The sequence below is a fragment of the Sporolactobacillus caesalpiniae genome (assembly GCF_040513385.1).
GTDB lineage: Bacteria > Bacillota > Bacilli > Bacillales > Sporolactobacillaceae > Sporolactobacillus.
Genome location: NZ_JBEVCB010000004.1, coordinates 1 through 13,469, shown reverse-complemented (window position 1 = coordinate 13,469; position 13,469 = coordinate 1). Strand labels below are relative to the sequence as shown.

Here is a 13,469-nt window from a genome sequence, read left to right as displayed (position 1 = left end):
AATATGTTGTATCAATGCATAATAAGAGTTACAATGTTTAAGATTTGTATACTAGATAGTGGATGCTGAATTAGGCTGGTAAAAATTCGGCACCTTCGCATGATTTATAGCTAATGGTTAGGTATGTATCCTTGATTTGTACGACGAGTAAAAGGGCAAAAGAAAAAAAGCGTAGTACCGTATCGATGTTCGCCATCGTGATCCCCATATCAATGGTGACCGCAATCGTTTCAGCGGTTTTGGCGCGCACTAAACCAAGACCGCACTTTTGCTTGATAAAAGCAAAACGACGTTCAATTTCCCCTCGACGATTCTCAGCGTCTCGTGCTGCTGCGTTGTCGGCGCGTCGCTGCTTTTCATCAACGTTCTTGGGCTTGCGCCCGAGTTTGGGTCCTATAATCGAAATGCCTCGCTCTTTGGCAAACGCGATGTTTTCACGATTGCGATACAGTTTGTCGGCCAACACTTCGTCGGGGTAATGATCGTGCTGTTCTTTATAGCGCTCAATGGCCTTTTGGAAGTCGGTACTTTCATTAAATGCGTTGAAATCAACACGTTCGATTTCGATGATCCCATCTTGAATCGAGGTATCGATTTTCGGACCAAACTCCGTGTTTTGTTTCGCCTTGCCCCGCTTGATTGGGCGTACGTATGGCTGAGACAGACTGACAATCCGATGATCCACTCGATGGGTCTTATTTCGATACATGAACTCCTGCTGCGTAAACAGATGCTGGATCGTGGTCAGTCGGCTGTGTTGCTTCTCAGTCAATTCACCGCCTTTTGCGCGCAGCTCGTCGACATAACGCAAGTCACGTCGCACGTATTGCAGTTGTGTTTTGACTTGGTGGCGCGTTTCCTTAGCGGTGCGACGGGGCTTCTTGGTGAAGGTGACATAGGCTTTATGGGCTTCTCGTTTGTACGTCCGTGGAATGGGGACGTGGAGCTGATGAGCCAGTTCCGTAATCATTTTTTCAAGGAAGGTGCGGGCTTGGTTGAGTAGCGAGTAGTCTTGTGGAAAGCGGATGTTGACCGGCATGACGGTGGCATCAAGGATCATCGTCTTCTGCTCGTCACCCAGGCTGTCTTGAAGCTGAGTTTTACACCAGACGCCCATGATTTGGCGCAACTGGGTGCTAATGGGGGCAATCCGTTTCCGAAAATGCGTGAGGGCAGAAGAGTCAAAGGGTCGGCTGACCACGTATGTGGGACAACCGATGAAGTACTGATAAGCGGGCGTATCCCGAATGGCCGTGACCAAATCAGCATCAGAAAGGCCCGTGGACTGCTTAATGAGCTGGGCGCCAAAAAGAAGCCGAAAGGGTTTGCCCGCTCGGCCAAGTGGAGACGGAAAAACGACACGATAAACCTCCTCCATCTGGGTCCATGGCAACTGATCCGCGAGCTGAACCCATTTATTTTCCGGGCTTAAGGAGACACCCAGTTCCTGACCGAAAGACTCAATTGAAAGTTGAACCGTTTTTGTCCGATAAACCATTCCAAGCACCCCATCTATTAAAAAATGCATAGAAAATCGCGTCACAGCGCGCGTTGCCATGCATTTATTATACACCGAATATGAGATTATTACCTTAAATATAAAGCCTTTTATAATTATTCAGTATCCACTAGATACTAGATTTTTAAGGGGGATCATCATGAAGAAGAAGTATTTTAGCTTGACGCTCATCCTCGTATTGGCACTGACCATGGTGCTTACAGGTTGCGGCAACAGCTCATCAAGCAGTTCGAATGACAGCAATAAGACGCTCGTCTTTGGACGCGGCGCTGACACGACATCGCTGGATCCAGCTGTAGTTACAGATGGCGAATCATTCCGTGTCACACAAAATATGTATGATACATTGGTTGCTTATGATTATAAGAATCAGACAACCGAAGTAAAACCTAGTCTTGCAGAAAGCTGGAAGATTAGCGACGCCGGAAAAACATATACGTTCAAACTTCGCAAAGATGTTAAATTCTCCGACGGAACTGCATTTGATGCCGACGCTGTAGTTTACAACTTTGATCGTTGGATGAATGGCAAGGCATCCGGTAAATTTGCTTATTTCCCATCGATGTTCGGCGGATACAAAGGTGACGCCAGCCTCGTGATTAAAAGTGTCACTGCGCCGGATAAAAATACGGTCGTATTTAACTTGAAAAGGTCTTCCGCACCATTCCTGCAAAATTTGGCTATGTCGCCATTCGCGATTTCAAGCCCTGCTGCGATTAAGAAATATGGCAGCAAATATGGTACAACAGCCGGTGTAGGTACTGGCGCTTATGTATTTAAGAACTGGAAAAAGAACAACACGATTACTTTAGTTAAGAATAAACATTACTGGAAGAAAGGTCTTCCTAAACTCGATTCTATTGTCTTTAAAGTTATCCCGGACAACAGTTCCCGTCTCAACGCATTGAAGAACGGTGAAATCGACATTATGGACGGATTGAATCCAAGTGATATTAACGGCGTTAAGGATAATAAGGATTTCCACATTTCTTATCGTCCGCCGATGAATGTTGCTTATCTTGGTTTCAACGTAACGATCAAGCCATTTGATAATAAGAAAGTTCGTCAGGCATTGAACATGGCTGTTGACAAAGAAGCTTTGAATAAGGCGTTCTACAACGGTCAGGCACAACCGGCAAAGAACCCAATGCCACCGGTTCTGCTTGGATTTGCTAAGGATCTCAAGGATTATCCTTATGACCTCAAAGCAGCTAAGAAACTGCTTGCTGAAGCAGGTTACCCACATGGCTTCTCAACGACCCTATACACGATGTCCAACCCTCGTGACTATATGCCGCAACCTGCAAAGACAGCTGAAGCGATTCAGTCAACCTTTGGAAAAATCGGTGTCAAGGTTAAGATCGAGAACGTTGAATGGTCCTCATATATTGAGAAACTGCAAAAGGGCGGTGCGCCAATGTATCTGATGGGCTGGATCGGCGATAACGGAGATCCGGACAACTTCCTTTACACGCTGCTTGATAAAGACAGCGCCGGCACGAACAACTTGTCCTTCTATAAGAGTGAGAAACTGCATAAAGTGCTTATCGATGCTCAAACGGAAACCAATGTATCAAAACGTGCTGCACTGTACGAAAAAGCGCAACAGATTATTCACGAAGACGCCCCTTGGGTACCTCTTGAATATGCAAAAGCCGCGATCATTGGCAAGAGCACCATCTCTGGTTATGCGCCAAGCCCGACCGGCAGCGAACCATTGGAAAATGTAACAATAAAATAAGTGAAATTTTTGAATTTGAACTAGAAAACCCGCACTCGTTATGAGTGCGGGTTTTCTAATTTCGATATATTATTCACACAACTTATGTTGAAAAGCGTAAATCACTGCTTGCGTTCGATCCTGTACTTCCAACTTGCTGAGAATATTGCTGACATGTACTTTGACCGTTTTCAAAGCAATAAAGAGCTCATCGGCAATTTCTTGATTGCTTTTGCCGCGTGCCATGAGCAGCAGAACCTCCATTTCACGGTTGGTCAGATCATCATGGAGTGCTTTGTTTTGTCTGTTTTTCATCCGAGACATGACTTTTTCCGTGACTTCGGGCTCGAGCACAGATTGGCCATCATAGGTTGAACGGATCGCCTTGGCAATATCGCTTGCTTTGGATGTCTTGAGCAGATAACTGGTCGCTCCTGCTTCAATTGCCGGATAGACTTTATCGTCATCAAGAAAGCTTGTAACGATAATAATTTTGGCGTCGGGCCATTTTTCAATAATATGTTTCGTGGCTTCGATTCCGTCCATCTCTTCCATTACTAGATCCATCAGCACAATGTCCGGCTTTAATTTTAATATCAGATCAATGGCGTCACGACCGTTATCGGCTTCACCAACAACATTAATGTCAGCCTGTGCGGATAGGTAAGCGGACACACCAATGCGCACCATTTCATGATCATCCACAAAAACAACGTTAATCATTGTTTTCATCCCTTTCGAGTATAGGCACTTTAATTTCCAAGCTTGTTCCTTTGTCCGGCAAACTTACGAGTTTGATCTGACCGCCGATTTGCGCGGTGCGCTCCTTCATATTCTGGAGTCCATAGGAACCAGGTTTAGCCGCTTGCATTTTAAAACCGACACCGTCATCCGTAACACGCAAAATAACAAAATGTTCACGCTTGATCAGTAAGACATCCAAGTTTTGCGCTTTTGCATGACGCAAGGTGTTCGAAACCGATTCCTGCAAAATGCGAAAGAGCTGGTCCTCAATACCGCGTTCTAACTTGATTGGCTCGATCATCGCGTTGATATTGAGCGGTACCTTTTGTTTGAGCTCAAGCAGAAGCTCATCCATCCCTTGTTTGAGTGCTTTACCATGAAGCTGCACAGGTCTCAGATGGAGGAAGAGCGCTCTCATTTCAAGCTGAGATTGGTGAATTGTCTGTTCTACGAGCTTCAGTTGCCTGCTCTCTATGTCCTCTGAAACAGGTCGAAGTTCATTAATTGTCGACATCAGCATCGAGGCGGCGAACAGTTGCTGGCTGACCGAGTCGTGGAGCTCACGTGCAAGTCGGTTACGTTCTTCAGAGACAATCTTTTGGATCGCTTTTTCTTCAATCTCTGATTTATCATTTGCCGTTTGCTGTGCGAGCTGTGTCAGTTGATTTATTTTAGCGCTGATCGTCTGCGCATGTTCCATAATCGGTTGTAAGTCACATGAATGGGTGTAGTCGGCAACGGCGTCTTTGCCTTGTCCGACCTTGTCCAGAGTATCGCTAATCAGAAAGAATTGCTTTCGCATATAAAGTCCGGAAATCAGACCAGCGATTCCTCCAATAAATAGAGAAAGAATCGGTACGATAAAGACAAAAGGAAGATGCCAGATTTGCTGCTTCCAGAGCATGGACCAATGAGCAGGCGGAAAGGCAAAAAGAAAAAGAGAAGCGAACAGAATTAAGCAAACGAGCGCGAAACAGATGCCGACGATGACTTGCCGTTTTACCGCTGTCATACGCGCAGCACCTCCAAGTTCCCGACAATCGCAGAGATCATGATTTTTATTTTTTGATCTTCTTGATCGTAGCTGCTGGTCTGCATGATTCTGGATTCGTGAATTAATTGGTTTTCATGGTGATCAAAGAAGTCTATTTGGCCCAGTACTACAGAGTAGTGAAGAGAGACTTCGACACCATATGGAACGAGAATGCGTACTCTTCCGGCGAGCTGCCGAATAAAGATAACCGATTCTTTTTTTGGCAAAATGGTATGGCTGAGGTCGATGATGGTGTCACCGGCACCGGTTTGGATATTAATATCCTGCCATGCATAATCCTGCCCGGGAGTCTCCTGATGACCAAACCACTTATTATTGAGCAGTGCCGAAAGAATAGTCACATCTCCTTCGTTCTCTGTCGGATGATCAAAGTCGGGTGTGATTCGCTTCGGATTCTTTTTTCTCTGAATAAAATCAATCACAAAGCAGATAAACAGAGCGATGATAATGAATTTAAAAACGAGCATGTTGAGAATAGTGAATCCAAGTCCGATCAGACCAATCCAAAACAAAACTTTTCCTTTTCTTAAGTGTCTATTGTTGCGACCATAATAAACCATGGCGCCAAATAGGGCGACTGGGAATAAGAAGCCCCATCCGTCAAATATGGTTTGGAGGATAATGAGAAACAGGCAGACAATAATGAGCCAGCTGTATTTATCATTTTTCAGTTGCTCAAGCATAACCTTCATCTGCCTTTCTCGCTGCGCTTCAGCTGATTTATGTAGGTAAAAAAGGCGCGCTCGGCACACCTTTTTCCATTTTATCATCCTTATGTGAGACAGGCTAGACCGTGATTTGACTGTTAGTTGGTTTTACCCTTCTCAAGCTCGCGTTCAATTTCTCGTATGCGTGCGTCAATGGTATTCTGGTGATAATTCGTAGTGATTTTTTGCTCCAGTTGTTCCAGATACATTTCACTTTCCTCGAACTTGGAAAACGATTGACCGAATGCTCGCTCCGGCTGAATCACACTGTTCATTCGATGATTCGCGTTCGCAATATTTTCCCGACTCATTAATTCCATCCGTTTCAGATGCATATCTTTTAATTTGCGTTTCATTTCAGCGTACTTCTGCTCGAGTTGATCCAATTGGTTCACGGACGTATCATAGGCATTCTTTAGACGTTCGGCCTTTTGCGTGTAGTCTTCATGTTCTTTTAGCGCGAATGTGTAGAGCTCCGTTTCTGATGCGCGCTCGGCAATTTCGGCTTGGCGCTGCCTTTTCGCAGCCATCTCGGACGATTCATGAAACTCTTTGATAAATTGATCTTTAAGCAGATACTGGCGGTCGATCAATTCGCGTACGCGCCTGACTTCCTTCTCGCAGCGGCGCAGATGCTGATTCAACATCGCGATCGGGTTCTTTTGCTCCTTCTGGTCCAGCATGTCGTTCAAATCAGCGGAGATGGAGTCCTTCAAACGGGTAAATAGATTGCTCATTATAATCTGCTCCTTTTATTATGTGTTTTATTTGTGGCTGAACTCTTTCCATTCTTTCTCAAAGTGATCAAATGGGTCGCTTGGCTGGCGGTCGGCGGCTTTCTCATTATTCCATGCCTTATACACGAAATAGAGACCTGCCAGTGCGATGATGCCGATGATCGCGGGAACATTGCTGATGGAGAAGCAAAGGGCGATGATCCCCACGATTGCCCAAAGAACTTTGCCTCCGGTTGAATCGGCACGATTGAACCGTTTAAACGCGAAGTAGAGAATGGCAAGGCTGACGATTAATCCGATCAATGATCCCACCTGGGTGAGCAGGACGATCAGGCTGACGGCTCCGAGTAGAAACAGGGCAATTTTTTTCATATGTGTGATCCTCCTTTCTATGTCTTAATCATATAAAAAAGGCGGGACCCGGATAATGATCCAAAGCTGTATCTTGCGGTAAGCCTTTGGACTTAGGTTCAGGTAAGCGGATGGGATGACAAAACCCGTGTCTCAAAAAGACACGGGTCGTCGATCATTTAATGCGGTTTGCTTTCTTATGGAACGCCTGATAGCTGGTGACCAGCCGATCGAGGTGTTCGATATGCTGGCTGTAGTCGATAATCGTTGAAATAAGCGGTAAGACATCCAGCCAGTCGTCACGTTTAGTTTGCGAGAAGAAGGAGAAAAAAGTGTTTGCGAGCTCTGATCGGTGTTGATAGTCTTTTCTTGCCTGCTCTTCATGGCGTTTTCGTCTGATTTTGCCATCAAATTTAAGAAGGACGCGTTCATGAAATGTCATGAGTCCGCTGAGCTGAAGGCTAAGCGTTTCTCGGAAGTCGGCTGGAAGAAGCCGGTATGCATTTTCATTACGGTCCAGTTCGTTCAAAGCCTGATGAAGCAGCCTCGTTGCCGTAATCATCTCACGAAAGATCACGGTGCGTCTTAGTTTTACCGGTTTTGCTTTTTTACTGAAAACGCGCTCCTCTTTATACCAATGGTAGTAGTTCTCGATTTTCAGTTTTCTGCTGTCGAAGGCTGCCATCTCGTTCTTGATCTTTGTATTATCCGAAGCACCGCCGCTGAGCAGACGCGTCCATTTGAAAAGCAACGTGGTTTGCGTGAGGATTTGTTCATAGAGCGTTTTTTCATAATGCGGTGGGAAAATCAGCATATTGACGAGTGTCGCTGATACAACGCCGATACAAATCGTTGAGAATCTGCGAATTCCTTCAAAAAGAAATTGAACATTATCGTTCATGCCGCTCGACATAATGAAGATAACGGTCACCATGGTTAGTGTAAGCGTCCGATGCAAACCGAGTTTGAGATGCAGGGCGATCACGAAGACGACAGTAAGACCAACAATGACGGAGGTGTCTCCAAAGATAATTACGGCTGCAACTGCGATTAGTGCACCGATTAGGTTGCCATAAATGTTTTGAATCATGGCGCGAAACGAGCGTTGGACGGACGGCCGCGTGGTCATTGCTGCCGCGACTCCCGCCATGATTGGCGGCGTCATGCCAAGCGCAAGTGCGGTCATTAAAGCGATCGTTACAGCAACTCCTGTTTTCAGACTTCGCGCACCTACATGCATAACCGTATCCCCCTTTTCATTAGAAAACTTGGCTTCGTCAACTACTAAGTTTATTTATTTATACATGAATCATTATGCGTAAAAAAAGAGAGCGGCTCGAGACCCGCTCTCTTCCTCAAAAATCATCAAGATTTAGCGAGCTGAGAAAAAGCGTAGTCTACAGCTTCGAGTGTTTCATCAATATCCTTCTCGGTATGCTCAGTAGTCAGGAACCACGCTTCATATTTTGAAGGTGCGAGGTTAACACCTTTTTCAAGCATATATTTGAAGAAACGTCCGAACATTTTGCTGTCTGTCGCTTTTGCTTCTTCATAGTTTGTGATTTCATGATCAGAAAAATACAGAGTCATCGCTCCGCCGATGCGGTTAATGGCAATGGGCAGTCGGTATTTTTCATTGACGGTGTGCATTCCATCCTCGAGCTTCTTGCCAAGGCGATCCATTTGTTCATAAATTCCCGGCGTTTGCAGAACTTCAAGACAAGCGATGCCACTGGCCATTGAGAGCGGATTGCCAGCCATGGTTCCTGCCTGGTAAGCAGGGCCAAGCGGCGCAACCTCGTCCATAATTTCTTTTTTGCCGCCATAGGCGCCGATTGGCAGACCTCCGCCGATTACTTTTCCCATCGCAGTTAAATCCGGAGTCACGCCTAGATAGTTCTGCGCGCCGCCGTACATGAATCGGAAGTTCGTGATGACTTCATCATAGATAACAACGGACCCCGCTTGATGAGCGATTTCATTAACGGCTTCAAGAAAGCCGGGTTGAGGCATGACCATACCAAAATTGCCCACTATAGGTTCAACAAGCACGCCGGCAATATCTGCGCCCCATTTTTCGAACGCATGTTGAAGTGTGTCTACATTGTTAAATGGCACGGTAATGACCTCTTGCGCCGTACTTTCTGTTACGCCGGCAGAATCAGGAGATCCTAGTGTTGATGGTCCGGAACCTGCAGCGACAAGAACAAGGTCAAAATGACCATGGTAGCTTCCTGCGAACTTCAATAGTTTCTTTCTTCCGGTAAAGGCGCGAGCGACACGTACCGTCGTCATGACCGATTCTGTTCCGGAGTTGGTAAAGCGAACTTTATCTAATGAAGGAATCGCCTTTTTTAACATCACAGCCAAATCTGTTTCGAGTGTTGTTGGTGTTCCGTAGAGTACACCAAGTTCAGCTTGTTTTTTTATGGCCTCAGTGATGTGCGGATGGGCGAATCCGGTAATAATCGGGCCATAAGCGGCTAAATAGTCTATGTAACGGTTGCCGTCTTCATCCCAGAAGTACGCGCCTTTTCCTTTTTTCATGAAAACCGCCGCACCTCCGCCGACCGCGGCATAAGAGCGTGACGGACTGTTAACGCCGCCGACGATATGCTTCAATGCTTCCGCATAGAGCTTCTCAGAAGTCTGTATAGTCATGTGATCAATCTCCCCTTAAACCAATAATGTGACATTACTCACCCAAGTATCCAATATAAGCCAATAAATGACAAGCGATGAACCTTGGCGGAGAATTAATCAAACATGCGGTGGTTCATCAGGAATACAAAATGTTCGAGAATGCGCGCGGTCAATCCCCAAATCGTTTTCCCTTTATATTCGTAAAAAGGTTCAGTGATTTGCAGATTACGGAATGCGTAGTTCTTTCCGGAGACAATGCGTTCGAAGGGAAAATCCGCATTTCGATCCACCGAGAAAGTCAACGCGTGTTTTTCCGGAATCTGTTTCATCAGCCAAGGGAGGGGGATTGTAAATGTCTCTTGGACTTCTTCTGCGTTGGGTTTCAAATGCTCAGATGCTTCAATCACACCGACAAAAGGATAAATGAATAGATCTGAGGTTGCGATACATGTTCCCATTTGCCCAATCACGTTAATGGATTCTTTCCTGATTCCCAATTCTTCGCATGTTTCCCGTACGGCGGTCTCACGCATAGAGCCATCAATTTTCTCACTGCGCCCACCGGGAAAGCAGCTGTCTCCAGGCTGCCGCTTTAGATGCGCCGCGCGAACTTCCAATAATATAGACCATGTATTGTCTTTCAGAATCAATGGGAGAAACACCGCGGATTTTTTCGCGGTATCCTCTCCAATAATTGATCCATCGTTTTCAATTCGCCGCATAATGCTTTTAATATCCATATGATCACCTACAGTCAGACATTTGTCACTTCTAGTTTACCATTATTAGCGATTGGACGCCTGTCCGAGTATATAGGAATACGCATTAATTCACATTGCCGCGTGTGCGGGTTATGATATAAGAAAGAAGCTACGAGAACGAGCTATGAGGATAGTTTCGTTTGATGATATCGTAATTCAACTGATAAATTACATGGAAAAGAAGGAGTAAACATTATGCTAGAGGCGGGCACGAAAGCACCTGATTTTACACTTAAAGAGACAGAAGGAACTGAAGTCACTTTATCCGACTATAAAGGAAAGAACGTTATCCTTTATTTTTATCCAAAAGATATGACACCCGGATGTACTACAGAAGCTTGTGATTTTCGCGATCAGAATAGTCGTTTTGAAGAACTGAATACTGTTGTCCTCGGAATCAGTCCTGATCCGATCGAAAAGCATCGGAAATTTACCGAGAAGCATACAATACCGTTTACGCTTTTGTCAGATCCTGATCACAAGATCGCAGAAGCGTACGGAAGCTGGCAAATGAAAAACATGTTTGGAAAAAAAGCGATGGGTATTGTTCGTTCCACTTTTATTATTGATAAAGAAGGGACGATTGTCCAAATGTGGCCAAAGGTTAAAGTGGCCGGACATGTTGATGATGTTTATCAATACATTCAGGAGCATCTTGCCTGACATTGCTCCATTAAATTCATTCTCAAACAACATAGTAATTGAAAACGTCAGGACGCAGAGTATGTCCTGATTTTTCATTTCTGTCTCTGTACGGTTAATTATCAAAGTACGTGAATGCACGCGTACAAAAGTGGCAAAATAAGAGGGTAGCCCATCACTTTTTCTTTGAAACCTGGATTCCCGTATCTCCACACTATGATTTTCCCAAAATTTTCAAAAAGGTTGATTACATGGGGATTTGGGGATATTTTTGCTTCCCTTTAACCTAGTGATGTGTTATAATTACATCACTAGGTAGGTGGCTAAAAATGGCGATCATCAGGCAAAAAGACAAGCGTAGCGGACTCACCTATGCGTATGAATCGGAATCTTATTGGGATAAAGAGAAGAAACAACCGCGTTCAAGGCGTAAACTCATTGGACGTGTCGATGAAAAGACGGGAGAAATAATCCCTACAGACGGGCGAGGGAAACGACGCAGGCAAACATCCAAAGAAAAGCCTCAACGAGGTCCCACTCCCGTTGCTGAAGCAAAGCGTGTTTTTTATGGAGCCACCTATTTACTGGATCAAATCGGTGAACAGCTGGGACTCACTGAGGATCTCAAGGCCTGTTTCCCGAGGTATTATCAACAGATTCTGTCACTTGCCTATTATATGATTTTGGAACATCCGAACCCTTTGACTCGTTTTGAGAAGTGGGGTGCGTCACGAGCTCGATCAAGTCTATGACACGCTGGATACCTTCGAAAATTTGGATGAGCAGTATGATCTTTATGCCGTGACGGTGAGGACGGACTGGGACTATACGCAGGATCGGCCATATAAAGGAGATACGCTCAAAGAGAAGCGCCGCGTCTATCTGCATCTGTACTACAATGTTGATCAGGCGGCTGAAGATCAGAAGAAATTTGATCGCAAGCTGATGCGCCATCATCAGGAACTGAAAACCGGCAAACGCATTCCGGAACATGAAGCCTTCTACAAAAAGTATTTCACGGTAAAATCAACACCAAAACGAGGTGTTCAAATTACTGTGAATCATCAAATGGTCGAGAAGGCTAAGCGGTACTACGGGTATTTCTCACTGATTTCCAATGAAAAAATGGATGCGATACAAGCCCTCGAACTTTATCGGGGAAAAGATCCCATTGAGAAGTGCTTTGGGGATATCAAAGAGCGGCTGAACTTGCGTCGCATGTTGGTTTCATCAGAAGCTACCTTAGACGGAAAGTTTTTTGTGGCTTTTGTTGGTTTGATCCTGCTTGCTCAGATTAAGAAAAAGATGCAGACCAAAAAACTTTTCAAAGACTACACGATTCAATCTTTATTCGATAAATTAGATGTGATCGAAGCCTTTGAATCCCCATGCCAGGCACTAAGGGTGGGCGAAATGTTGACCGCTCAGAAGGCTATTTATACGGCTCTAGATATCCCGCTACCTAGTGATGTGTAACGGGGATCCAGGTTGAAAACTTTTAAAGACATGTGTTGAACATTGACAGGACAAGCTTCAACCATGTAAACTTAAAATGTAATTGTAACGATTGTAATTTAATAATTGATTTTGATAATCACTATTGCTGAAAGCGAGGTGCATGACGATGAGCGACAATATGTTAAAAGTAGATCATGCGATTGAGATGCTAAAGAGCTCCGGTGTTCGTATTACACCGCAGCGTCATGCGATTCTGGAATATTTGGTTATTTCCGATTCACATCCAACGGCAGATGATATCTATAAAGCGCTTGAACATAAATTTCCAAATATGAGTGTTGCGACTGTATACAATAACTTGCGTGTATTTAAAAAAACGGGATTAGTTAAAGAACTGACCTATGGGGATGCATCAAGTCGATTCGATTTCTCGACCAAGCGCCACTATCATGTGATCTGCAGCAACTGCGGTAAAATCGTTGATTTCTTTTATCCTGCTCTTGATGAGGTGGAAGCTTTGGCGGCTCAAGTTACCGGGTTTAAAGTGGATCACCATCGCCTTGAAATATACGGCGTCTGTCCTGAATGCCAGGAAAAGGAAAACGCCAATCCGACAAAGCCGGAGCATGAAGCGACAATTAGTTGATGCTTCGCTCTTTAATAAACTTAAATAATCTACCTTTGGGTGCTGCGATTTACAACGTGGTGCCTTTTTATTTTGAAATGATCTTCTATAGTAATAGAAACAATTTGTTAGCGATGGACTGTGCGATCGGGTACAAGGCTCGATCAGTAATTCAATTTGCACGAAATAAAGGCATTTGCTTAGGCTGTACGTTCACTTTCTCAAATTATGTCTAAATAGGTATTGACGTTTTAAGTCATACATGATAAATTAATTTACGTTGTCTTTTACGACATCTTGTATAATCGTGTCGGATATTGTGTTGGTAACTCATTTACTTAGTGAAAAGCTATTGACACGTTACGATATCACATGTTATGATACATCTTGTCTTTTTAATAAACTTAATTATTTTGCTCAGTAATTGAAACAAATTGCTGAATCATCCCGAAAAAAGTTGTTGACAATGACTTACGAAAGATGATATAATAATTGAGTTGCTGTTTGA

At 44.4% G+C, this 13,469-nt stretch carries 12 protein-coding genes and 1 pseudogene; 4 read left to right on the top strand and 9 right to left on the bottom strand.

The window, feature by feature from the left end; translation table 11 throughout:
- Nucleotides 1–70 precede the first annotated feature (70 nt).
- On the bottom strand, nucleotides 71–1,498 hold the full coding sequence (locus ABWW58_RS08430) for an IS5 family transposase (protein ID WP_353868705.1): 1,428 nt from the start codon (nucleotides 1,496–1,498) through the stop codon (nucleotides 71–73).
- 160 nt (nucleotides 1,499–1,658) lie between these two features.
- Here ABWW58_RS08430 and ABWW58_RS08425 point away from each other — a divergent pair, with 160 nt between their 5' ends.
- Entirely contained in the window at nucleotides 1,659–3,260 is a 1,602-nt protein-coding gene (locus ABWW58_RS08425; protein WP_353868704.1) for an ABC transporter substrate-binding protein, read from the top strand.
- Between the two features lie 69 nt (nucleotides 3,261–3,329).
- Here the strand turns inward: ABWW58_RS08425 and ABWW58_RS08420 are convergent, their stop codons facing one another.
- The 8 genes from ABWW58_RS08420 to ABWW58_RS08385 form a co-directional block, all read right to left on the bottom strand.
- Complete coding sequence (locus ABWW58_RS08420) at nucleotides 3,330–3,962, bottom strand: response regulator (protein WP_353868703.1); 633 nt, start codon at nucleotides 3,960–3,962, stop codon at nucleotides 3,330–3,332.
- A complete protein-coding gene (locus ABWW58_RS08415) occupies nucleotides 3,955–4,995 on the bottom strand; it encodes a histidine kinase (RefSeq protein WP_353868702.1) in 1,041 nt (346 codons plus the stop codon). The genes ABWW58_RS08420 and ABWW58_RS08415 overlap by 8 nt, the downstream gene beginning before the upstream one ends.
- Nucleotides 4,992–5,729, bottom strand: coding sequence for a cell wall-active antibiotics response protein LiaF (liaF, locus tag ABWW58_RS08410; protein ID WP_353868701.1), 738 nt, complete (start codon nucleotides 5,727–5,729; stop codon nucleotides 4,992–4,994). The genes ABWW58_RS08415 and liaF overlap by 4 nt, the downstream gene beginning before the upstream one ends.
- Before the next feature lie 113 nt (nucleotides 5,730–5,842).
- Nucleotides 5,843–6,481 carry a PspA/IM30 family protein gene (locus ABWW58_RS08405; RefSeq protein ID WP_093670206.1) on the bottom strand — a complete coding sequence of 213 codons (639 nt, stop codon included), beginning with the start codon at nucleotides 6,479–6,481 and terminating at the stop codon, nucleotides 5,843–5,845.
- A 27-nt stretch (nucleotides 6,482–6,508) separates the two neighbouring features.
- The gene (locus ABWW58_RS08400; RefSeq protein ID WP_353868700.1) at nucleotides 6,509–6,853 is read right to left on the bottom strand and encodes a lmo0954 family membrane protein; all 345 of its coding nucleotides are present in this window, start codon (nucleotides 6,851–6,853) and stop codon (nucleotides 6,509–6,511) included.
- Nucleotides 6,854–7,007: 154 nt separating this feature from the next.
- Complete coding sequence (locus ABWW58_RS08395) at nucleotides 7,008–8,072, bottom strand: FUSC family protein (protein WP_353868699.1); 1,065 nt, start codon at nucleotides 8,070–8,072, stop codon at nucleotides 7,008–7,010.
- A gap of 125 nt (nucleotides 8,073–8,197) precedes the next feature.
- On the bottom strand, nucleotides 8,198–9,493 hold the full coding sequence (locus ABWW58_RS08390) for a glutamate-1-semialdehyde 2,1-aminomutase (RefSeq protein ID WP_353868698.1): 1,296 nt from the start codon (nucleotides 9,491–9,493) through the stop codon (nucleotides 8,198–8,200).
- A gap of 95 nt (nucleotides 9,494–9,588) precedes the next feature.
- Nucleotides 9,589–10,215: an NUDIX hydrolase gene (locus ABWW58_RS08385; RefSeq protein WP_353868697.1), complete on the bottom strand. Its 627-nt coding sequence runs from the start codon at nucleotides 10,213–10,215 to the stop codon at nucleotides 9,589–9,591.
- A 216-nt stretch (nucleotides 10,216–10,431) separates the two neighbouring features.
- On the opposite strand from ABWW58_RS08385, the gene bcp reads away from it, so the two are divergent.
- The 3 genes and pseudogenes from bcp to perR all read left to right on the top strand — a co-directional run bounded on the left by bcp (nucleotide 10,432) and on the right by perR (nucleotide 12,982).
- Complete coding sequence (gene bcp, locus ABWW58_RS08380) at nucleotides 10,432–10,899, top strand: thioredoxin-dependent thiol peroxidase (RefSeq protein WP_353868696.1); 468 nt, start codon at nucleotides 10,432–10,434, stop codon at nucleotides 10,897–10,899.
- Between the two features lie 308 nt (nucleotides 10,900–11,207).
- Nucleotides 11,208–12,354 (top strand): annotated as a pseudogene (locus ABWW58_RS08370) (IS1634 family transposase).
- A 160-nt stretch (nucleotides 12,355–12,514) separates the two neighbouring features.
- Nucleotides 12,515–12,982: a peroxide-responsive transcriptional repressor PerR gene (perR, locus tag ABWW58_RS08365; RefSeq protein ID WP_445783426.1), complete on the top strand. Its 468-nt coding sequence runs from the start codon at nucleotides 12,515–12,517 to the stop codon at nucleotides 12,980–12,982.
- The last annotated feature ends 487 nt before the right edge of the window (nucleotides 12,983–13,469 follow it).

Coding starts and splice junctions, on each gene's coding strand:
- bcp (WP_353868696.1), top strand. CDS start 10,432: ATGCTAGAGGCGGGCACGAAAGCACCTGATTTTACACTTAAAGAGACA.
- perR (WP_445783426.1), top strand. CDS start 12,515: ATGTTAAAAGTAGATCATGCGATTGAGATGCTAAAGAGCTCCGGTGTT.
- ABWW58_RS08415 (WP_353868702.1), bottom strand. CDS start 4,995: ATGACAGCGGTAAAACGGCAAGTCATCGTCGGCATCTGTTTCGCGCTC.
- ABWW58_RS08430 (WP_353868705.1), bottom strand. CDS start 1,498: ATGGTTTATCGGACAAAAACGGTTCAACTTTCAATTGAGTCTTTCGGT.
- ABWW58_RS08385 (WP_353868697.1), bottom strand. CDS start 10,215: ATGGATATTAAAAGCATTATGCGGCGAATTGAAAACGATGGATCAATT.
- ABWW58_RS08400 (WP_353868700.1), bottom strand. CDS start 6,853: ATGAAAAAAATTGCCCTGTTTCTACTCGGAGCCGTCAGCCTGATCGTC.
- ABWW58_RS08405 (WP_093670206.1), bottom strand. CDS start 6,481: ATGAGCAATCTATTTACCCGTTTGAAGGACTCCATCTCCGCTGATTTG.
- liaF (WP_353868701.1), bottom strand. CDS start 5,729: ATGAAGGTTATGCTTGAGCAACTGAAAAATGATAAATACAGCTGGCTC.
- ABWW58_RS08420 (WP_353868703.1), bottom strand. CDS start 3,962: ATGATTAACGTTGTTTTTGTGGATGATCATGAAATGGTGCGCATTGGT.
- ABWW58_RS08395 (WP_353868699.1), bottom strand. CDS start 8,072: ATGCATGTAGGTGCGCGAAGTCTGAAAACAGGAGTTGCTGTAACGATC.
- ABWW58_RS08390 (WP_353868698.1), bottom strand. CDS start 9,493: ATGACTATACAGACTTCTGAGAAGCTCTATGCGGAAGCATTGAAGCAT.
- ABWW58_RS08425 (WP_353868704.1), top strand. CDS start 1,659: ATGAAGAAGAAGTATTTTAGCTTGACGCTCATCCTCGTATTGGCACTG.